This window comes from Pseudomonas sp. PvP009 (genome assembly GCF_017832995.1).
Lineage (GTDB): Bacteria > Pseudomonadota > Gammaproteobacteria > Pseudomonadales > Pseudomonadaceae > Aquipseudomonas > Aquipseudomonas syringae.
In genome coordinates this window covers 2,631,013-2,655,575 of sequence record NZ_JAFIBG010000001.1, presented here as the reverse complement: position 1 = coordinate 2,655,575, position 24,563 = coordinate 2,631,013, and the positions used below count along the sequence as shown (strand labels likewise).

The following is a 24,563-nucleotide window of genomic DNA, read 5'->3' as shown; positions in this document are numbered from 1 at the left end:
CCGGAAGCCGAACGGCAGCAACTGCTGGTGGCGTTCAACGACACCGCGCTGGACTACCCACAGCAGCAGACCGTGCACGGCCTGTTCGAAGCCCAGGTGCGTGCGTGCCCTGAAGCTTGCGCGGCGATCCACGATGGCGTGGCCATGAGCTATGCCGAACTCAACACCCGGGCCAATCGCCTGGCGCGGCATCTGCTGGGGCTCGGTGTGCAGCCGGGTGACAGCGTGGCGATCCTGCTGGAACGCGGCCTCGACCTGCTAGCCAGCCAGCTGGCGGTGCTCAAGTGCGCGGCGGTGTACATACCGCTGGACATCAATGCACCGGTCGAACGTCAGACGTTCATGATCGAAGACAGTCAGGCGCGTATTCTGCTGACCCACAGCCAAGTGTTGCTGACAACCGCTGCGCAGCGTGTTGACCTCGACAACCTGAAGCTGGACGGCCGGAAAGACACTGATCTGGCATTGCCGCAGTCCAGCGAAAGCGTCGCTTATATCATGTACACCTCCGGCTCCACCGGCACGCCGAAAGGTGTGCTGGTGCCGCATCGGGCCATCAGCCGGCTGGTGATCAACAACGGTTACGCCGATTTCAATGCACAGGATCGCGTAGCGTTTGCCTCCAACCCTGCGTTTGATGCCAGTACGCTGGATGTCTGGGCGCCGCTGCTCAATGGCGGCTGCGTGGTGGTGATCGGGCAGAGCGACTTGCTGTCCCCGCGCGATTTCCAGCGCCTGTTGCTGGAGCAATCGGTAACCGTGCTGTGGATGACCGCCGGGCTGTTCCATCAATACGCTTCGGGGCTGGGCGAGGCCTTTTCGCGCCTGCGCTACCTGATTGTCGGCGGCGATGTGCTGGACCCTGCCGTTATTGGCCGGGTGCTGGCCAACAGTCCTCCACAGCATCTGCTCAACGGCTATGGCCCGACTGAAGCCACGACCTTCTCTGCGACCTACGAGATTACGTCGGTCGGCAATGGCTCGATTCCTATTGGCAAGCCCGTGGGCAACAGCCGCCTGTATGTGCTCGATGGCCAAGGCCAACCGGTGCCGTTGGGCGTGCCCGGCGAGCTGTTCATCGGTGGGCAGGGTGTCGCCAAGGGTTATCTGAATCGGGATGAACTGACCGTTGAGACATTCGTCGCCGACCCGTTCGACAGCGACCCGCAGGCGCGCTTGTACCGAACTGGCGACCTGGTTCGCTGGCGTGCTGACGGGAATCTGGAATACCTGGGTCGCAATGACGATCAAGTGAAAATCCGTGGTTTCCGTGTTGAATTGGGTGAAATCGAAGTACGCCTGGCCGAACACGCCGATGTACGCGAAGCCGTGGTGCTGTGCCGTCAGGATGTGCCTGGTGACAAGCGTCTGGTGGCCTATGTCACGGCGCGACAGCCTGAAACCGTGCTCGACATCGAACACCTGCGCAGCCACCTGCAAGGCTTGTTACCGGAGTACATGGTGCCGGCAGCCTACGTGCAGCTCGATGCGCTGCCGCTGACCGCCAACGGCAAGCTCGACCGCAAGGCACTGCCAGTGCCGGATGCGCAATCGCTGATCAGTCGTGGTTACGAAGCACCGCAAGGCGAAGTCGAAGTGGCGCTGGCCGAGATCTGGGCCGAGGTGCTGCAGGTCGAGCGGATTGGCCGTAACGACAACTTCTTTGATCTGGGCGGGCACTCCCTGCTGGCCATGCGCATGGTGTCTCAAGTGCGCCTGCAACTGGGCGTGGAATTGCCGCTGGGCGAGCTGTTCGCCCGCGGTGAACTGGCAGCGGTGGCCGCAGCGCTGGGTGGCGTGGCGCGCAGTGAGCTGACAGCGATCCTGCCGGTGAAGCGTGATCAGCCAATGCCATTGTCCTTCGCACAGCAACGGTTGTGGTTCCTGGCACAGATGGACGGCGGTAACCAAGCCTATAACATCCCGATGGCGCTGAGCCTTGAGGGTACTCTCGACGTCACCGCCCTGACACGAGCCTTGGCACGCATCGTCGAACGCCATGAAACCTTGCGTAGCCGATTCGTGAGCCGCGAAGGCGTTGCGCAGGTGCTGTTCGCGCCTACCTGCGCAGACGCAACACTGTCTGTCGAAGACATTCGCCATGTGCCCCATCGCCTGCAAGAGGCTATTCGGGTCGAGGCGGTCGCACCGTTCAATCTGGCTGACGGCCCACTGATTCGCGCTCATCTGCTGCATGTGGCCGACGACCGTCATGTGCTGCTGCTGACTGTGCACCATATCGTCGCCGATGGCTGGTCGATGGGCGTGCTGAGCCAGGAACTGCTGGCGCTGTACCCGGCGCTCTGTCAGGGACAGTCCGACCCACTGCCGCCGCTGGCGATCCAGTACACCGATTACGCAGTATGGCAACGTCGCTGGCTATCGGGCGAGCGTCTGCAGCACCAGGCGGCCTACTGGCGTCAGGCACTGGAGGGCGCGCCGACGCTGCTCACGTTGCCAACTGACCGGCCGCGTCCGGCGCAGCAGGACTTCGCCGGAGCCAGCCTTGCGATGCAACTGAACGCACGTCTGACGGCAGATCTGCGTCAACTGGCGCAACGTCAGGGCATTACGTTGTACATGGCGCTGATGACCGCCTGGGCGACGACACTTACACGTCTTTCCGGTCAGGGCGAAGTGGTGATTGGCAGCCCGGTGGCAGGGCGAGGCCGTAGCGAACTGGAAGACCTGGTTGGCCTGTTCGTCAACACTCTGGCGGTACGCATCGACACATCGGGCAATCCGAGCGGCGAAGCGCTGCTGGCCCAGGTCAAGACGCGCGTACTGGAAGCACAGGAACATCAGGACCTGCCGTTCGAGCAGGTCGTTGAAGTGGTTCGTCCGACGCGCAGCCTGGCTCATCCCCCTTTGTTCCAGAACACGCTGAACTGGATGCCCGGCAAACACGCCGCCGCGTCGCTGGGCGACCTGCGAGTGGTGCCGATCGAGCAGGTCAGTCAGGTGTCCAAATTCGACCTTTCGCTGAACCTGAGCGAGCAGGGCGAGACGCTGGTCGGTACGCTGGACTACGCCACGGCGCTGTTCGACGAAGCGACCGCGCAACGGTATCTCGGCTATTTCGTGCAAGTCCTCGAAACCCTGGCGAATGATGAGCAGACGCACCTTGATCGCATCACGCTGGTCGGCAAAGAGGAACGCCGTTACCTGCTGGAAACGCTCAACACGACGGCGCTGGCGCAGGTTAATGATGAGCAGACCGTGCACGCCATGATCGAAGCCCGGGCGGCCAGCGCGCCCGAAAGTGTGGCGGCTCAGGTGGGCGAACAGTGCCTGCACTACGGCGAGTTGAACCATCGCGCCAACGCACTGGCCCATCACCTGATCAGCCTCGGCGTAAGTATTGATGATCGTGTGGCGGTCATGGCCCGTCGCGGCCTGGACACGCTGGTGGCCATGCTCGCCGTGCTCAAGGCCGGCGCCGGCTACATCCCGGTTGATCCGTCGCACCCTGACGAGCGCATTGCCTATCTGCTGACCGACAGCGCACCCAAAGTGCTGCTGACCCAGCAGGCCCTGATGAGCCGTGTGCCGGAAACGGCTGCACCGGTCATCGCCTTCGACCGGCCTGAATGGCCGCAACGCCTGGACAACCCGCAGGTGGCCGGGCTCAACGCCACACATCTGGCTTACGTGATCTACACCTCCGGCTCCACAGGCCAGCCAAAGGGCGTGATGGTCGAGCACCGCACCCTCGGCAACCTGATCGACTGGCATTGCCAGACCTTCGATCTCCAGGCTGGCAACCATACCGCCAGTGTCGCGGGCTTCGGCTTCGACGCCATGGCCTGGGAAGTCTGGCCCGCGCTGTGTGCCGGGGCAACCCTGCACCTGCCGCCTGCGGAGGTGAGCAATGAACACATCGATGCGCTGCTTGATTGGTGGGTTGCCCAGCCGCTGCAGGTGGCCTTCCTGCCAACACCGGTCGCCGAGTACGCCTTCAGCCGCAATTTGTCTCACCCCACCTTGCGCACGCTGTTGATCGGTGGCGACCGCTTGCGCCAGTTCCAGCGCGATCCGGGTTTTGCCGTCATCAACAACTACGGCCCGACCGAGGCCACGGTGGTCGCCACGTCGGGGCGCTTGCTGCCCGACGGCAGCCTCGACATCGGCACACCGATTGCCAACACCCGTGTGTACCTGCTCGACGAGCATCAACAACTGGTGCCGCTGGGGGTGGCGGGCGAGCTGTACGTCGCCGGGGAAGGCGTGGCGCGGGGCTATCTGAATCGGCCGGAGATGACCGCCGAGCGTTTCCTGCGTGATCCGTTCCACGCCGGCGCCGACGCACGGATGTACCGCACCGGCGACCTGGCACGCTGGAATGCCGATGGCACTCTCGACTACTTGGGGCGTAACGATGATCAGGTGAAAATCCGCGGCTTACGCGTTGAACTGGGCGAGATCGAAGCGCAGCTCAGCCAATTGCCGGGCATTGAAGAAGCGCTGGTGCTGGCCCGTGAGGACGAGCCGGGCCAGCCAAGGCTGGCGGCATATTTCATCGAGCGCGACGGTTCGCTGTCGATGCCGGTGTCCGAACTGCGCGCTGCCTTGCTGGCAGTGCTGCCGGGCTACATGGTGCCCAGCGCCTTCGTACGTCTGGACGCCTGGCCGCTGACCGCCAATGGCAAGGTCGACCGCAAGGCCTTGCCATTGCCGGATCGCGAAGCGCTTCCTGATCGTGAGTACGAAGCACCTCAAGGGGTGGTGGAAACGGCTGTGGCCGAGATCTGGAGTTCACTGCTGCACGTCGAGCGGGTGGGGCGTCATGACCACTTCTTTGAGCTCGGCGGTCACTCGCTGCTGGCTGTCAATCTGATTGCACAGATGCGGCGCCAGGGGCTCGATGCCGATATTCGCACCCTGTTCACACAGCCGACGCTGGCCGCACTGGCTGCGGCGGTGGGTGGCGGAAATGAAATAACAGTCCCGGAAAATGCTATCCCGGACAATTGCACGCGCATCACGCCGGAGATGCTGCCGCTGGCTGATCTCGATCAGGCCGCCATCGACCTTATTGTCGCCAGCGTGCCTGGCGGCGTGGCGAATGTGCAGGACATCTACCCGTTGGCGCCGTTGCAGGAGGGGATTCTCTATCACCATCTGGCGGCAGACGCAGGCGACCCGTACGTCCTGCAATCGGTGTTTGAGATTGCTGACCGTGCGCGCTTGAACGCCTTTGTCGGCGCCTTGCAAAGCGTGGTTGATCGCCACGACATCCTGCGCACTGCGGTGCAGTGGCAGGGCCTGGAAACACCGGTGCAGGTGGTCTGTCGTCAGGCCCGTCTGCCTGTGGAGCAGGTCGAACTCGACCCGCTTGAAGGGCCGATCATGGCGCAGCTGCAACAGCGCTTCGACCCTCGCCATTCGCGATTGGACATGAGCCAGGCACCGCTGCTACGGCTGGTTTTTGCCGAAGATCAGCCCAACCAGCGGTGGGCGGCGATTCTGCTGTTCCATCACATGGTCCTCGACCATACGGCGCTGGAGGTTGTGCTCCACGACATGCAGGCACACCTGCTGGGCCAGGCTGACCAACTCGAGGTCGCCATTCCGTATCGCAACTATGTGGCCCAGGCTCGCCTCGGTGTGAGCCGCGAAGACCATGAAGCGTTCTTCCGCGAACAGCTCGGTGATATCGACGAACCGACGCTGCCATTCGGCCTGCTGGATGTGCAGGGCGATGGCCGCGACATTGAAGAAAGCAGTCTGACACTGGACCGTCAATTAAACCTGCGCCTGCGCGCCCAGGCCCGGCAGCTGGGGGTAAGCGCCGCGAGTCTGGTCCATCTGGCTTGGGCTCAGGTATTGAGCCAGGTATCGGGCAGGCAATCTGTGGTATTCGGCACCGTGCTGATAGGCCGCATGCAGAGTGGTGAAGGCGCAGAAAGGGCGTTGGGCATGTTCATCAATACGTTGCCACTGCGCGTCGATCTGGCCGGGCAGGGTGCGCAGGCCGGGGTCCGGGCGACCCATGCTCAACTCACCGCGCTGCTCGGCCATGAACACGCGCCGTTGGTGCTGGCGCAGCGTTGCAGCGGCGTGGCGGCACCGTTGCCACTATTCAGCGCGCTGCTCAACTACCGCCACAGCAGCGTGGGCGAACCCTCTGCTGAGTCGATCGAGGCCTGGCGCGGCATCGACGTACAGAGTGGCGAGGAACGCACCAACTACCCGCTGACCTTGAACGTCGATGATCAAGGCGACGGTTTCAGGTTGTCAGTGCTGGTGACCGGCAAGGTTGGCGCCGGGCGAGTCTGCGGCTATATGCAGACCGCGTTGGACAATCTGCTGGTTGCGCTGGAGCAGTCGCCAGATACTGCCCTCGAGAGCCTGCCGATTCTGCCGGCTGCCGAGCGCGAGCAGTTGCTGGTGGGGTTCAACGACACGGCGCTGGATTGCCCGCACGAACAGACCATTCATGGGCTGTTCGAAGCACAGGTCGAGCGCACACCTGAAGCGCCGGCAGTCGTCCATGGCGAACAGCGCCTGACGTACCGCGAGCTTAACGAGCAGGCCAACCGCCTGGCGCATACCTTGCGCAAGCAGGGTGTGCAGCCGGATTCCAGAGTCGGGATCTGTGTAGAGCGCAGCGCGGAAATGGTCGTCGGTTTGCTGGCGATCCTCAAGGCGGGCGGTGGTTACGTGCCACTGGACCCGGCTTATCCAGCAGAGCGTATTGCTTACATGCTGCAGGACAGCACGCCTGCTGCCGTGTTGGCACAGTCGGCGACAGAAGCGTTACTGACCGACGTTTCGGTACCGGTGATCAATCTTGATCAGAACAACTGGCAAGAAGAATCGGTGCGGAATCCACAGGTGGCGGGGCTGACCTCGGCCCATTTGGCTTACCTGATCTACACCTCGGGCTCTACCGGCTTGCCGAAAGGCGTGATGATCGAACACCGCAACACTGTGAACTTCCTGAGCTGGGCTCACACGGCTTTCGACGGCGCTGCACTGGAAAAAACACTGTTCTCCACCTCGCTGAACTTCGACCTCGCGGTCTACGAGTGCTTCGCGCCGCTTACCTCAGGGGGCAGCATCGAGGTGGTCAGCAACGTTCTGCAACTGCAACACGGCGAACACGATATCGGCCTGATCAACACCGTGCCGTCGGCGCTGAAGGCGCTGCTGGAAATCAACGCGCTGCCAGAGTCCGTGCATACCGTCAACGTCGCCGGTGAAGCGCTCAAGCGCAGCCTGGTGGAAAACCTGTTCGAAAAGACCAGCGTCCAGCGCCTGTGCAACCTCTATGGCCCGTCGGAAACCACCACGTACTCAAGCTGGGTGGCGATGGATCGCGAACACGGCTTCGCTGCACACATCGGCAAGCCGGTTGGCAATACACAGTTTTACTTGCTGGACCAACAGCAACAACCCGTGCCACTGGGTGTAGCGGGTGAGATCTACATTGGCGGCGCGGGCGTGGCCCGTGGCTACCTGAACCGTGACGATCTGACTGCCGAACGCTTCCTCGCGGATCCGTTCAGCCCGCAGCCAGCGGCACGCATGTACCGCACCGGCGATCTCGGTCGCTACCTGCCAGACGGCAATATCGAATACCTGGGCCGCAACGACGATCAGGTGAAGATTCGTGGCTTCCGTATCGAACTGGGCGAGATCGACGCATGCCTGGCCAGGCATCCAGCAGTCCAGGATGCGGTGGTCACTGCACGCGAAGACGTCCCCGGCGACAAACGCCTGGTGGCGTATTACACGGTCCAATCCGCGCAAACTGCGCCGGACATCGACAGCTTGCGCGGCTGGCTGCTGGGGCAGTTGCCGGCCTACATGGTCCCGGTGGCTTACGTGCGTCTCGACGCATTGCCTCTCACGCCCAACGGCAAACTCGACCGCAAGGCGCTACCCGCGCCGGGCGAGGGGGCATTGATCAGCCGTGGCTATGAAGCCCCGCAAGGTGAGCGAGAAATACTGATCGCCGGTATCTGGCAAGACTTGCTGGGTGTCACGCAGGTTGGACGGCATGACCACTTTTTCGAGCTGGGCGGCCACTCTCTGCTCGCTGTCAGCCTGATGGAACGCATGCGACAGGAAGGCCTGGAGGCTGAAGTCAAGTCGCTGTTCAAGCACCCGACACTCTCGGAATACGCAGCTACAACGGAAAGAATGGAGATTGTTCTGTGAGCATGATTGAACTGTTGGCATTACTGGAAGAGAAAGACGTGCAGCTTGCCGTCAAGGGCGACCAACTGCTCGTCAGCGGCAAGCGACAGTCCCTCATGGAACCCTCTGTGGTGGCAATGTTGCGCGAGAACAAAGCGGCATTGATCGAACTGATCAATGCCGGCGAGTATTACAGCGGCAAGGCCGATGAAGTGGACGTTCCTGCCCAGGCGATTGTGCCGGGCTGCGAGCGCATTACCCCGGACATGTTGCCGTTGATCGAACTCGACCAGGCAGCCATCGAAACAATCGTTGCCCGCGTCCCTGGCGGCGTGCCCAATGTGCAGGATATCTACCCGCTGGCGTCGTTGCAGGAAGGCATTCTTTATCACCATATCGCCGCTGAACAGGGTGATCCTTACGTACTGCAGGCACAGTTTACGATTGCCAGCCGGGAACGTTTCGACGAGTTCACCGCGGCCTTGCAGCAGGTCATCAACCGCCACGACATCCTGCGCACCAGCGTGGTGTGGGAAGGCCTGGACGAGCCAGTGCAAGTGGTGTGGCGCAAGGCTGATCTGGTGCTCAGCGAAATCACCATTGACCCTGCCGCCGGCCCCGCCAGCGAGCAATTGCAACAACGCTTCGACCCACGGCATTACCGCCTCGATATCAGCCAGGCACCCTTGCTGCGGCTGGCCTTCACCCACGACGAGGTCAACCAGTGCTGGGTGGCGATGCTGCTGTTTCACCACATCGCCATCGACCATGCGGCGCTGGACCAGGTCCATCATGAAATCCATGCGTATCTGTACGGTAAGGCCCACACACTGGGCGAACCGGTGCCGTATCGCAACTACGTGGCCCAGGCCCGGCTCGGCGTCACGAACAAGCAGCACGAAGGGTTTTTCCGCGAGATGCTCGGCGACGTCGATGAACCCACGTTGCCGTTCGGCCTGCAGGATGTGCGCGGCGACGGCCATGGCATCGAAGAGGCGCATCAGCCTCTGCCTGCCGAACTGAGCCAGCGCTTGCGTGCTCAGGCGCGACTGCAAGGGGTGAGCGCGGCGAGCCTGCATCACCTTGCCTGGGCACGGGTGCTCGGATGCCTGTGCGGGCGTAACGATGTCGTGTTCGGCACGGTGCTGCTGGGGCGCATGCGCGGTGGCGAGGGGGTTGGCCGGGCCTTGGGGATGTTTATCAATACCTTGCCGCTACGGGTGGACGTGGGTGAGCAGGATGTACGCGCCGGGGTCAAGGCGACCCATGCACGTTTGACAGCGTTGCTCGGCCACGAACACGCCTCGCTGGCGTTGGCCCAGCGTTGCAGCGGTGTATCGGCACCGACGCCACTGTTCAGCGCATTGCTCAACTACCGCCACAGTTCAGCCGGAGCGGCGAGCGATCAGGAAGTCACCGATCAGGCCGATCAACTCTGGGAAGGGATCGAGGTGAGAGGCGGTGAAGAACGCACCAACTACCCGTTGATTTTATCCCTCGACGATCTTGGCGAAGGATTCAGCCTTAATGTTCAGGCTGTTGCCGGTATCGGTGCCCAGCGGGTTTGCGGGTATATGCAGACGGCGCTGGAAAGCCTGGTGCATGCACTGGAGCAGACGCCGCAGGCGCCGTTGAACAGCTTGCCGATCCTGCCGGCCGACGAGCGTGAGCAGTTGCTGGTGGATTTCAATAACACCTCGCTGGATTATCCGCAGCAGCAGACCATCCATGGCCTGTTTGAAGCGCAAGCCGAGCGCACACCGGACGCGCTGGCAGTGATTCACGGCGAACAGCGCTTGACCTATCGCGAGCTGAACGAGCAGGCCAACCGCCTGGCCCATGCCTTGCGCAAGCAGGGCGTTCAGCCTGACTCTCGCGTCGGAATCTGTGTAGAACGCGGCGCGGAAATGGTCATCGGTTTGCTGGCGATTCTCAAGGCGGGCGGCGGCTATGTGCCGCTGGATCCGGCTTACCCTGCAGAACGTATTGCCTACATGCTGCAGGACAGCGCTCCGGCGGCAGTTTTGGTTCAAACCGCTACTCAGGGCCTGCTGGCCGGCGTTTCAGTGCCTGTGATCAATCTTGATCTGAGCGATTGGCAGGACGAATCCGTCCAGGATCCGCAGGTGCCGGGGCTGACTTCGGCGCACCTGGCCTACCTGATCTACACCTCGGGTTCGACCGGCTTGCCGAAAGGCGTGATGATCGAACACCGTAACACCGTGAACTTCCTGAGCTGGGCGCATAAGGCGTTCGACGGCTCTGCACTGGAAAAAACACTCTTCTCCACCTCGCTGAACTTCGACCTCGCCGTCTACGAGTGCTTTGCGCCACTGACCTCGGGCGGCAGCATCGAAGTCGTCAAAAACGTGCTGGAACTGCAACACGGCGAGCACGATATCGGCCTGATCAACACCGTACCGTCGGCGCTTAAAGCACTGCTGGACGTTGACGGGCTGCCGGCAACGGTTCACACGGTGAACGTGGCCGGTGAAGCGCTCAAGCGAAGTCTGGTAGAAAACCTGTTCGAAAAAACAGGCGTGCAGCGCCTGTGCAACCTCTACGGTCCTTCGGAAACCACCACCTATTCAAGCTGGGTGGCGATGGATCGCGAAGACGGCTTCGCTCCTCATATCGGCAAACCGGTCGGCAACACACAGTTTTATCTGCTGGATGAGCAACAGCAGCCGGTTCCACTGGGTGTTGCGGGTGAAATCTACATCGGCGGTGCCGGTGTGGCCCGTGGCTACCTGAACCGTGACGACCTCACTGCCGAGCGCTTCCTCAAGGATCCGTTCAGCCAAAACCCAGCGGCACGCATGTACCGTACCGGTGACCTTGGCCGTTACTTGCCAGACGGCAATATCGAATACCTGGGCCGTAACGATGATCAGGTGAAGATCCGTGGCTTCCGTATCGAGCTCGGTGAGATCGATGCGCGTCTGGCCAGACACCCGGCCGTCCATGAAGCGGTGGTCACCGCTCGCGAAGATGTTCCCGGCGACAAACGCCTGGTGGCTTATTACAGCGTCCAGTCCGCGCAAACGGAACCGGGCATCGACAGCTTGCGCGGCTGGCTGCAGGAACAACTCCCGGCCTACATGATCCCTGTGGCCTACGTACGTCTTGACGCAATGCCGCTGACTCCGAACGGCAAGCTCGACCGCAAGGCGCTGCCAGCGCCCGACAGTGACTCGCTGATCAGCCGTGGCTACGAGGCCCCTCAGGGCGAAATCGAAACGCAGATCGCGGTTATCTGGCAAGAATTGCTGGGCGTCGAGCAGGTCAGTCGTCACGACAACTTCTTCGAACTCGGTGGTCATTCGCTGCTGGCAGTCAGCCTGATAGGGCATATGCGTAAGTTAGGCCTGAGCGCCGATGTGCGCGCGCTGTTCGGCCAGCCGACGTTGGCCGCACTGGCTGCAACAGTCGGTGGTGGCACGGAAGTCGTGGTGCCAGCCAATCTGATCACCGAGGATTGCAAACGCATTACACCTGAGCTGTTGCCGTTGATCAATCTGACCCAGGTGCAGATCGATCAAGTCGTGGCAACCGTGCCGGGTGGCGTGGCGAATGTGCAGGACATGTATCCGCTGGCGCCGTTGCAGGAAGGTATTCTTTATCACCACCTGGCCGCAGAAATCGGCGATCCCTATGTGTTGCAGACTCAGTTCGTCTTTGATAACCGCGAACGCATGGACGCCTTTGTTCAAGCTCTGCAAACGGTTATCGACCGTCACGATATTCTGCGCACCAGTGTAGTGTGGCAAGGCCTTGAGTCACCGCTGCAGGTGGTCTGGCGCAAGGCACAATTACACCTTGAAGGGCTCGAACTGGATCCGGTGAACGGTGATATTGGCGCGCAACTGCACGGCCGCTTCGACCCGCGTCACTACCGTCTGGACCTCGGTCAGGCACCGTTGATGCGCGTGGCCTATGCCGAAGATCCGTTCAACCAGCGGATTTGCGCGATATTGCGGTTTCACCACATGGCCTTGGACCACACTGCGCTGGAAGTGGTGAAGCACGAAATACAGAACTGCTTGCTCGGCGAAGCCGAAGCCTTGGCAGCGTCGGTGCCCGTGCCGTATCGCAACTATGTGGTCCAGGCACGCCTGGGTGTCAGCCAGGATGATCACGAAACGTTCTTCCGCGACATGCTTGGCGATGTCGACGAACCGACCTTGCCGTTCGGCCTGCTGGATGTGCAGGGAGACGGCCGCCACGTCAAGGAAGCTAGTCTGGCGCTGAGCCCTCAACTGAATCTGCGCCTGCGGGCTCAGGCTCGGCAACAAGGTGTGAGCGCTGCCAGTCTGGTGCATCTGGCCTGGGGCCAGGTGCTCGGCACGGTGTCGAGCAAGCGTGACGTGGTGTTCGGTACGGTGTTGATGGGCCGGATGCAGGCCGGTGAGGGCGCCGAGCGCGCCTTGGGTATGTTCATCAACACCTTGCCGCTGCGGGTTTCGGTAGGTGAGCAGGCCGTGCGTGAAGAGGTCAAGGCGACCCATAAGCGCGTGACCGCGTTACTCGGCCACGAACATGCATCTCTTGCCTTGGCCCAGCGTTGCAGCGGCGTTGCCGCACCAACGCCGCTTTTCAGCGCCTTGCTCAACTACCGTCACAGTGCGGTTGGCAGCGGTTCCGAGCAGGCGGTCCAGGCTTGGCAAGGCATTCACGTTCTGAGCAGTGAAGAACGTGCCAATTATCCATTGAGCTTGAGCGTCGATGACTTTGGCGATGGTTTCAGCCTGAATGTACAGGCTGTAGCGGGTATCGATGCCCGGCGCATCTGCGATTACATGCAGACCGCCTTGAGTCATCTGGTCGAGGCCCTTGAATCCGCACCGGATTCAGCCGTGTGCGACCTGCCGGTGGTGCCGGAAACCGAGCGGCAACAATTGCTGTTGGCGTTCAACGACACTGCGCAGGACTACCCACGGCTGCAGACCGTGCACGCCATGATCGAAGCCCGGGCGGCCAGCGCGCCCGAAAGTGTGGCGGCTCAGGTGGGCGAACAGTGCCTGCACTACGGCGAGTTGAACCATCGCGCCAACGCACTGGCCCATCACCTGATCAGCCTCGGCGTAAGTATTGATGATCGTGTGGCGGTCATGGCCCGTCGCGGCCTGGACACGCTGGTGGCCATGCTCGCCGTCCTCAAGGCCGGCGCCGGCTACGTCCCGGTCGATCCGTCGCACCCTGACGAACGCATTGCCTATCTGCTGACCGACAGCGCACCCAAAGTGCTGCTGACCCAGCAGGCCCTGATCAGCCGTGTGCCCGAAACAGCTGTGCCGGTCATCGCCTTTGACCGACCTGAATGGCCGCAACGCCTGGACAACCCGCAGGTGGCCGGGCTCGACGCCACGCATCTGGCTTACGTGATCTACACCTCCGGCTCGACGGGTCAGCCAAAAGGCGTGATGGTCGAGCACCGCACCCTCGGCAACCTGATCGACTGGCATTGCCAGACCTTCGATCTCCAGGCTGGCAACCATACCGCCAGTGTCGCGGGCTTCGGCTTTGACGCCATGGCCTGGGAAGTCTGGCCGGCGCTGTGTGCCGGGGCGACCTTGCACCTGCCGCCTGCGGAGGTGAGTAATGAACAGCTTGATGCGCTGCTTGATTGGTGGATCGCTCAACCGCTGCAGGTCGCTTTTCTGCCAACACCGGTCGCCGAATATGCCTTCAGCCGCGACCTGTCTCACCCCACCTTGCGTACGCTATTGATCGGTGGCGACCGTCTGCGCCAGTTCCAGCGTGATCCGGGCTTCGCGGTCATCAACAACTATGGCCCGACCGAGGCCACGGTGGTCGCCACGTCGGGGCGTTTGCTGCCCGACGGCAGCCTCGACATCGGCACACCGATTGCCAACACCCGCGTGTACCTGCTCGACGAGCATCAACAACTGGTGCCGCTGGGTGTGGCGGGCGAGCTGTACGTGGCCGGGGACGGCGTGGCGCGAGGTTACCTGAATCGGCCGGAAATGACCGCCGAGCGCTTCCTGCGTGACCCGTACCACGCCAACTCACGGATGTACCGCACCGGCGACCTGGCACGCTGGAATGCCGATGGCACTCTCGACTATTTGGGGCGTAACGATGATCAGGTGAAAATCCGCGGCTTACGTGTTGAACTGGGCGAGATCGAAGCTCAGCTCAGCCAATTGCCGGGCATTGAAGAAGCGCTGGTGCTGGCCCGTGAGGACGAGCCGGGCCAGCCAAGGCTGGCGGCGTATTTCATCGAACGCGACGGTTCGCTGTCGATGCCGGTTTCCGAACTGTGCGCTGCCTTGCTGGCGGTGCTGCCGGGCTACATGGTGCCCAGCGCCTTCGTACGTCTGGACGCCTGGCCGCTGACCGCCAATGGCAAGCTCGACCGCAAGGCCCTGCCAATGCCGGATGCGCAATCGCTCATCAGTCGTGGTTATGAAGCACCTCAGGGCGAGGTTGAGACCCTGCTGGCGTCGATCTGGGCTGACGTGCTCAAGGTCGGGCAGGTCGGTCGCCATGATCACTTCTTCGAACTGGGTGGCCACTCGCTGCTGGCAGTCAAATTGATCGAACGCATGCGTCAAATCGGGCTGAGTGCCGACGTTCGCGTGCTGTTCAGCCAGCCGACCGTGGCGGCGCTGGCAGCAGCGGTCGGTGGTGGCACGGAAGTCGTGGTGCCGGCCAATCTGATTCCCGAACATTGTGAATACATCACCCCTGAACTGTTGCCGCTGATCAGCCTGACTCAGGCGCAGATCGACCGCGTCGTGAAGCATGTGCCCGGCGGTGCCGCTAACGTGCAGGACATTTACCCGCTGGCACCTTTGCAGGCAGGCATTCTCTATCACCACATCAGTGCCGAGCAGGGCGACCCGTATACCCTGAAAGCGCTGTTCAGTCTGCGCGACCGCGCACGACTGGACGATTTCAGCCACGCCTTGCAAGGGGTAATCAATCGTCACGATATCCTGCGCACCGCCGTGCTGTGGGAAGGTCTCGACGAACCGCTGCAAGTGGTGCTTCGTCAGGCTGAAATGCGCGTCACCGAGGTGTGCCTCGACCCGGCAGACGGCCCGCTGGACGAGCAGTTGCACGAGCGCTTCGATCCTCGGCATTACCGCCTCGACGTACGTCAAGCGCCCTTGATGCAGATTGTCTTTAGCCATGATCCGCTCAACGATCGCTGGCTGGCGATGCTGCTGTTCCATCACCTGGTCAACGACGCTACTTCCCTTTCCGTGGTGCTGCATGAAATGCAGGCGCACCTGCTGGGTCGGGGAGTTTCTCTGGGTCAAAGCGTGCCGTATCGCAACTACGTAGCGCAGGCTCGCCTGGGTGTCAGCGAGGCGCAGCACGAAGCCTTCTTCCGCGAGATGCTCGGCGATATTGACGAGCCGACGCTGCCATTCGGTTTGCAGGATGTGCAGGCCGGCGGCGGTGGCATCGAAGAAGCCAGCGTGACCCTGACTGCTGAGCTGAACCTGCGTCTACGGGCCCAAGCCAGACAGGCGAGTGTCAGCGCAGCGAGCCTGATGCACCTGGCGTGGGCGCGGGTGCTCGGCAGTGTCTCGGCCCGTGACCAGGTCGTGTTCGGCACGGTACTGCTGGGCCGTATGCAGGCCGGCGACGGCGCCGACCGCTCCTTGGGCATGTTTATCAATACCTTGCCGTTGCGCGTTGATATCGGCGGGGTAACAGTTGTCGAGGGTTTGAAAGCGACTCACGAGCACCTGACGGCCTTGCTGGGCCATGAGCATGCGCCGTTGGTGCTTGCCCAGCGGTGCAGCGGCGTGGCGGCACCGACACCACTGTTCAGCGCGCTGCTCAACTACCGGCACAGCGGCGTGAACGATGTTTCGGCAGAAACCGTCGCCGCCTGGGACGGGATCGAGTCTTTCGGCGCCAAAGACCATACCAACTACCCGCTGACCCTGAATATCGATGATGTGGGCGACGGTTTCAACTTGACGGTACTGGTCAGCAGCGCCGTGGGTGCCAAACGGGTCTGCGGTTACATGCAGACCGCGCTGGAGCAACTGGTAGATGCGCTTGAGCAGTCACCGGACACCGCCGTCAACAGCTTGCCGATCCTGCCGGCTACCGAGCGTGAGCAGTTGCTGGTGGCGTTTAACCACACCGCAAGGGACTACCCGCAACAGCAGACTGTGCATAGCCTGTTTGAAGCTCAGGTGCATTCGTCCCCCGAAGCTTGCGCAGCAGTCCATAACGATGTTGCCGTGAGCTACGCCGAACTCAACACCCGGGCCAATCGTCTGGCGCGGCATCTGCTGGGGCTCGGTGTGCAGCCGGGTGACAGTGTGGCGATCCTGTTGGAACGCAGCCTCGACCTGCTCGCCAGCCAACTGGCGGTGCTCAAGTGCGCGGCGGTGTACGTACCGCTGGACATCAATGCACCGGTCGAACGTCAGACGTTCATGATTGAGGACAGCCAGGCGCGCGTACTGCTGACCCAGCGCCAGGTGGCGCTGGCAACCGGGGTCCAACGTGTTGACCTCGATGACCTGACGCTGGAAAGCATGGATGGCGATGATCTTGCATTACCGCAGTCCAGCGAAAGCGTTGCCTACATCATGTACACCTCTGGCTCGACGGGCGTTCCTAAAGGTGTGCTGGTGCCGCATCGGGCCATCAGCCGCTTGGTGATCAATAACGGTTACGCCGACTTCAATGCTCAGGATCGCGTGGCGTTTGCCTCAAACCCTGCGTTTGATGCCAGTACGCTGGATGTCTGGGCTCCGTTGCTCAACGGCGGCTGTGTGGTGGTGATCGAGCAGAACGACTTGCTGTCTCCACTTAACTTCCAGCGTCTGCTGCTGGAGCAATCGGTAACCGTGCTGTGGATGACCGCCGGGTTGTTCCATCAATACGCTTCGGGTCTGGGCGACGCGTTTTCACGTCTGCGCTACCTGATCGTCGGTGGCGATGTGCTGGACCCTGCCGTTATAAACAGAGTATTGGCGAACAATCCTCCACAACATCTGCTCAACGGCTATGGCCCGACCGAGGCGACGACCTTTTCCGCGACCTACGAGATCACTTCAGTGGGCAGTGGTGGTATCCCCATCGGTCGACCTGTCGGCAACAGTCAGACTTACGTGCTCGATGCGCTGCGCGAACCCGTGGCATTGGGTGTGCCCGGCGAGCTGTATATCGGCGGGCACGGTGTTGCCAAAGGCTATTTGAATCGAGATGAGTTGAGCGCTACACAGTTTGTCGTCGATCCGTTCAGTGAGCGACCCGATGCGCTGATGTACCGCACCGGCGATCTGGTTCGCTGGCGTGTCGACGGCAACCTGGAATACCTGGGTCGCAATGACGACCAGGTGAAAATCCGTGGTTTCCGCGTTGAACTGGGGGAAATCGAAGCGCGCCTGGCCGAACATCCAGAGGTTCGTGAGGCTGTGGTGCTATGTCGTCAGGATGTGCCGGGCGACAAGCGCCTGGTGGCTTATGTCATAGCGCGACATTTTGAAACCGTGCTCGACATTGAACACCTGCGCAGTCATCTGCAAGGCACATTGCCGGACTACATGGTGCCTGCGGCCTACGTGCAGCTGGACGCACTGCCGCTGACCGCCAACGGCAAGCTCGACCGCAAGGCGCTACCAGCGCCGGATGCGCAATCGCTGATCAGCCGCGGTTATGAGGCCCCTCAAGGCGAGGTCGAGACCCTGCTGGCGTCGATCTGGGCAGACGTACTGACGGTCGAACAGGTCGGTCGTCATGATCACTTTTTCGAACTGGGCGGTCATTCGTTGCTGGCAGTGATGCTGATCGAACGCATGCGCCAAGTCGGCTTGAGTGCCGACGTGCGTGTGTTGTTCAGCCAGCCGACCCTGGCCGCGCTGGCAGCGGCGGTGGGCAGCGGTCGTGAAATTCACGTCCCGGCCAATGGCATTGATGCGGACTGTCAGCGGATTACACCGGACATGTTGCCGCTGGCAAGTCTTGATCAGGTCGCCATCGACCGGATCGTTGCCACGGTGCCCGGCGGCGTTGCCAACGTGCAGGACATCTACCCGCTGGCGCCGCTGCAGGAAGGTATCCTCTATCACCACCTCAGCGCTGAACGCGGCGATCCCTACTTGCTGCAATCGCTGTTCAGCTTTGACAGCCAGGAGCATGTCGACGATTTCGCCCGCGCCTTGCAGTTCGTGATCCAGCGTCATGATGTGCTGCGCACCGCGCTGGTCTGGGAGGGACTGGACGAACCGATGCAAGTGGTCTGGCGTCAGGCGCCACTGATGCGCGAAAGCTTTGATGCCGATCCGCATGCTGGCGACATGGCAGCACAGTTGCACCAGCGTTTTGACGCCAGGCACCATCGTCTGGACATTCGTCAAGCGCCGATGATGCGTCTGGTGTGCGCCTGGGATGAGCCAAACCAGCGCTGTCTGGCGTTGCTGCAGTTTCATCATCTGGTCATGGACCATACCGCGATGGACGTGGTGCGCTACGAGATGCAGGCCAGCCTGCTGGGGCAGGAGGCACAACTGGGCGTCGCGGTTCCGTATCGCAACTATGTCGCTCAGGCCCGACTGGGCGTAAGCCAGGAAGAGCATGAGGTGTTCTTCCGCGAAATGCTGGGCAATGTCGACGAGCCGACGCTGCCGTTCGGTCTGCAACAGGTGCACGGTGATGCACACGACATCGAAGAAGCCCGACTGACTGTAGACGCAGACCTCTGCAGTCGCTTGCGGAGCCAGGCCCTGCAACTGGGCGTGAGTGCCGCGAGCCTGGTCCACCTGGCCTGGGCGCGACTGCTGGGCCAGGTCTCGGGGCGTAGCGACGTGGTATTCGGCACCGTACTGATGGGCCGCATGCAAGGCGGCGAAGGCGCAGACCGGGCGCTGGGAATGTTTATCAACACCTTGCCGCTGCGGGTAGACCTGGGGGATCTGAGCGTACGTGACGGGGTCAAAGCCACGCACCGGTGCTTGTCCGGGTTACTCGGCCATGAACATGCCTCGCTGGCACTGGCCCAGCGCTGCAGTGGCGTGGCCGCACCGGCGCCGCTGTTCAGCGCCTTGCTCAATTATCGTCGCAGCAGCATTGCCGTGACCGATGAGGCACTGACAGCCTGGGATGGCATGCAGTCGCTGGGCGATGAAGAACGTACCAACTACCCGCTGACGCTGAACGTCGATGACCAGGGCGAAGGCTTCCAGCTGACTGTTCAGACCGTGCCACTGATTGAGGCGACACGGATCTGCGCCTACATGCAACAAACCCTGAACAGTCTGGTCGATGCGCTGGAACAGGCGCCGCAAACCCCGCTGCATGCTATTTCGATATTGCCGCTCGCCGAACGTGCGCAGTTGCTCGAGCAGTGCAACCGGCCTGAGAAGAGCTATGCACACGAGACACCGATCCACCGGCAATTCGAAGCACGCGCCGCAGAACGACCAGACGCCGTCGCGCTGATGTTCGAAGCGCAGCCCCTGAGCTACGGCGAGCTCAATGCGCGTGCCAACCAGGTCGCGCACCGTTTGCTGGCCTTGGGTGTACGCAATGACGATCGCGTGGCGATCTGCGTCGAACGGGGCCCGGCGATGATTATCGGCTTGCTGGGGATCCTCAAATCCGGCGCCGGTTACGTGCCACTGGATCCGGCTTACCCGTTTGAGCGCCTGGCCTACGCACTCGGCGACAGTACCCCTGTGGCGCTGTTGAGTCAGCGATCGGTGCAGCAAGCCTTGCCGGACTCCGGTGTGCCACTGATCTATCTTGACGACACAGACCTGCTGGATGAGTCCGTCAGCAATCCAATGGTATCGGTGCAGCCCAGCGACCTTGCCTACGTCATCTACACCTCCGGTTCTACCGGCCTGCCTAAGGGTGTGATGGTCGAGCATCGCAACGTTGCACGACTGTTCTCGGCCACCCAGGACTGGTTCGGTTTCAATGAACAGGATGTGTGGGCACAGTTCCACTCATTCGCTTTCGACTTCTCGGTCTGGGAAATCTGGGGCGCGTTGCTGCATGGCGGACGTCTGCTGATCGTTCCGCAACTAGTCAGCCGCTCGCCTGAAGACTTCCACGAACTGCTGTGCAGTGCTGGTGTAACCGTACTTAGCCAGACACCGAGTGCGTTCCGCCAGCTGATTGCGGCCCAGGGCGAGAAAGAGCAGACACATTCGCTGCGCCAAGTGATTTTCGGCGGCGAAGCACTGGAAACGGCGATGCTCAAACCGTGGTACGCCCGCAACGTGAATACCGGCACGCAACTGGTGAACATGTACGGGATTACCGAAACCACCGTGCACGTCACCTACTATCCGTTGCAGCCTGAAGACGTCCAGCGTGTCGGTGCCAGTCCGATCGGCAAGCGCATCCCAGACCTGCAGCTTTATCTGCTCGACGCGCATGGCGAACCAGTGCCGGCAGGCGTGATCGGCGAGCTGTACGTGGGCGGTGCCGGTGTTGCCCGTGGCTACCTGAACCGCGAAGCACTGACGGCCGAGCGTTTTCTCGATAACCCGTTCAGTAACGCTCCGGGTGCTCGCCTGTACCGCACCGGCGACCTCGGCCGCTGGCTGGCCGATGGCAGCCTGGAATACCTGGGCCGCAACGACGAGCAGGTGAAGATTCGCGGCTTCCGTATCGAACTGGGTGAAATCGAAGCACGTCTGGCTGAATATCCTGAAGTGCGCGATGCCGTGGTGCTGTGCCGTGAGGATGTGCCCGGCGACAAGCGCCTGGTGGCCTATGTCACGGCGCTGCAGTCGGAAAGGCTGCTGGATATCGAAACCCTGCGCGAGCATCTGCAAGGGACTTTGCCGCAGTACATGGTGCCGGCTGCCTACGTGCAGCTAGATGCACTGCCGCTGACCGCCAACGGTAAACTTGACCGCAAGGCTTTGCCTGCACCTGACCGATCTTCAGTGGCCAGTCGTGGCTACGAAGCGCCAGAAAGCGACGCCGAGATGGCCATTGCGCGGATCTGGCAAGACCTGTTGCAACTCGAGCAGGTCGGCCGGCATGACCACTTCTTCGAGCTGGGCGGCCACTCCCTGCTGGCCGTGAAACTGATCGAGCGCATGCGCCAGATCGATCTGGTTGCCGATGTACGCGTGCTGTTCAGTCAGCCGACCCTGTCTGCCCTGGCGGCAGCGGTGGGTGGCAAAGGTGCAGTGGAAGTACCCGCTAATCTTATTCCTGCCGACTGCTCGCGCATCACCCCGGATATGCTGCCGCTGGTGTCACTACGCCAAGAGGATATCGACCATGTGGTGTCCTGCGTACCGGGTGGTGCGGCCAACGTGCAGGACATTTATGCCCTGGCGCCGCTGCAGGAGGGGATTTTGTATCACCACATTGCAGCGGTCGAAGGCGACCCCTACTTGCAGTACGCAATGTTCTCCTTTGACAGTATCGAGCGCCTGCACAGCTTCGCCCAGGCACTGGAAGGGGTGATCGCGCGGCACGATATCCTGCGCACCGCCGTGCTTTGGGAACGTCTCGAGGCACCGGTGCAGGTGGTCTGGCGTGAAGCACCTCTGGTGCTTGATGAGTGGGTATTGAACCCGGCCGATGGTGACATAGCAGAATTAGTGCTCAAGCGCCTGGACCCGCGTCACACGCGTCTGGACATCCGTCAGGCGCCGATGCTGCGCATCGGCTATGCCCACGATTCGGTAAATAACCGCTGGCTGGGCATGTTGCTGTTCCATCATCTGGTGGACGACGCTACATCACTGCGCATTCTCAAAAACGAAATCGAGGCGCACATGCTTGGTCAGCAAGCCTCGCTGCCGCCATCCGTGCCTTATCGCAATTACGTGGCTCAGGCCAGGCTCGGCGTCAGCCGCGAGGAACACGAAGCGTTTTTCCGCGACATGCTTGGTGACATCGACGAGCCGACACTACCGTTCGGCCTGCAGGACGTGCAGGGCGACGGGCGCGGTATCGAGGAAGCATGCCAGCGGGTCGACATCGACCTGAGCCAGCGCTTGCGGGCGCAGGCTCGTCAACTCGGGGTCAGCTCTGCCAGCCTGTATCACCTGGCCTGGGCCCGTGTATTGGGCGCGGTATCAGGCAAAGAGGATGTGGTGTTCGGCACCGTTCTACTCGGCCGCCTGCAGGGCGGTGCCGGCTCCGACCGGGCGCTGGGGATGTTCATCAATACCTTGCCGCTGCGCGTCACGCTGGGCGAGCAGGGCGTACGCAGCGGTCTGAAAGCTGCCCACGTTCGACTCAGCGGACTGCTGGCCCATGAACACGCGTCGCTGGTGCTGGCTCAGCGTTGCAGTGGTGTACCGGCGTCAACGCCACTGTTCAACGCCTTGCTCAACTACCGGCATATCGACGTGGAGGTCAATCAGCAGGCTTTCGAGGCCTGGCAGGGCATCGAACATTTGCACGGAGAAGAACGCACCAACTATCCGCTGACCCTTTCAGTGAACGATGAAGGTGTGGGCTTCAGCCTCACCGTTCAAGCCATTTCCAGTATCGATGCGCAACAGGTCTGCGCGTATATGCAGACAGCGCTGGAGGGTGTGGTCAGCGCACTGGAGCAGTCCAGCGAGATGCCTTTGGCTGGTTTGTCGGTTGTGCCGGCAGCAGAGCGTGAGCAACTGGTCTTCGGGCTCAACGCTACCGCGCTGGATTATCCGCACGAGCAGACCATTCATGGCCTGTTCGAAGCACAGGTCGAGCGCACGCCGCAGGCTGTGGCCGTGGTGCATGGCCAACAGCGCCTGACCTATCGCGAGCTCAACGAACAGGCCAACCGCCTGGCCCATGCCTTGCGCAAACAGGGTGTGCAGCCCGATTCCCGCGTGGGGATCTGCGTAGAACGCGGCGTGGAAATGGTCGTCGGTTTGCTGGCGATCCTCAAAGCGGGTGGCGGCTACGTTCCGCTGGATCCAGCATATCCGGTTGAGCGGATTGCTTACATGCTGAAGGACAGCACGCCTGCCGCCGTGTTGGCACAGTCGGCAACTGAAGCGTTACTGGCCGACGTTTCGGTGCCAGTAATCAACCTTGATTTGAGTGATTGGCAGGACGAATCCGTCCAGAATCCGCGGGTGCCTGGGCTGACCTCGGCACATCTGGCGTACCTGATCTACACGTCCGGCTCCACCGGTATGCCGAAAGGCGTGATGATCGAGCATCGCAACACCGTGAACTTCCTGACCTGGGCACACGTTGCGTTCGACGGCTCTGCGCTGGAAAAAACGCTGTTCTCCACCTCGCTGAACTTCGACCTCGCGGTCTACGAGTGCTTCGCGCCGCTGACATCGGGAGGGAGCATCAACGTGGTCAAAAACGTCCTGGAACTGCAACATGGCAATCACGATATCGGCCTGATCAACACCGTTCCCTCGGCACTGAAAGCGCTGCTGGAAATCGACGGTTTGCCAGGGTCGGTCCACACCGTCAATGTCGCCGGCGAAGCACTCAAGCGCAATCTGGTGGAATCACTGTTCGAGAAAACCGGCGTGCAGCGCCTGTGCAACCTGTATGGGCCGTCCGAAACCACCACCTACTCAAGCTGGGTGGCCATGGACCGCGAAGACGGCTTCGCTCCGCACATCGGCAGGCCGGTGGGCAACACCCGGTTCTACCTGCTCGACGAGCAGCAACAGCTCGTTCCGCGGGGTATGCCGGGTGAAATCTACATCGGCGGTGCCGGCGTGGCCCGCGGTTATCTGAACCGTGATGATCTGACCGCTGAACGCTTCCTCAAGGATCCGTTCAGCCTCTCACCCGGCGCGCGTATGTACCGCACCGGCGACCTGGGTCGCTACTTGCCGGATGGCAATATCGAATACCTGGGCCGTAACGATGATCAGGTGAAGATCCGTGGTTTCCGTATCGAACTGGGCGAGATCGAGACGTCCCTGAACAAACACCCGCAGGTGCAGGAAGCGGTGGTTGTCGCCCGTGAGGACGTACCCGGCGAAACCCGTCTGGTCGCGTATTTCACACCGTCCGACCCGACAGTGTTACCGGAAAGCAGCGATCTGCGCACGTACCTGCAAGGGCTACTACCGGACTACATGCTGCCGGCCGCCTACATGCCGCTTGATGCGTGGCCGCTCACGCCGAATGGCAAGCTCGACCGCAAGGCCCTGCCGGCACTGGACAGCAGCGCATTGGTCCCGCGTGCTTACGAAGCCCCGGTGGGTGACGTCGAGATCAAGCTGGCAGCGCTCTGGGCGGATCTGCTCAATGTCGAAAAGGTCGGGCGTCATGATCATTTCTTCGAACTGGGCGGGCATTCACTGTTGGCGGTCAGCCTGATCGAGCGCATGCGTCAGGCGGACCTGGAAGCTGACGTACAGGTGCTGTTCGGTCATCCGACGCTTATTCAGGTGGCTGCCTCGGTGGGTAAGGTCAAGCGGCTGGAGGTGCCGCAGACGACAATTCCGACACTCAACCGCAAACGCCGTATCTGA

At 61.7% G+C, this 24,563-nt stretch carries 2 protein-coding genes (1 of these 2 running past the window's edge); both read left to right on the top strand.

Going from position 1 to position 24,563, the window contains the following annotated elements:
- Positions 1-8,166 carry the end of a syringopeptin non-ribosomal peptide synthetase SypA gene (sypA, locus tag JOE29_RS11565; protein WP_210079526.1) on the top strand. 17,535 nt of this gene lie to the left of the window's left edge, so only the last 8,166 of its 25,701 coding nucleotides appear in the window; its start codon lies off the left edge, out of view; the stop codon is at positions 8,164-8,166.
- Positions 8,163-24,563: a syringopeptin non-ribosomal peptide synthetase SypB gene (gene sypB, locus JOE29_RS11560; RefSeq protein ID WP_210079525.1), complete on the top strand. Its 16,401-nt coding sequence runs from the start codon at positions 8,163-8,165 to the stop codon at positions 24,561-24,563. The genes sypA and sypB overlap by 4 nt, the downstream gene beginning before the upstream one ends.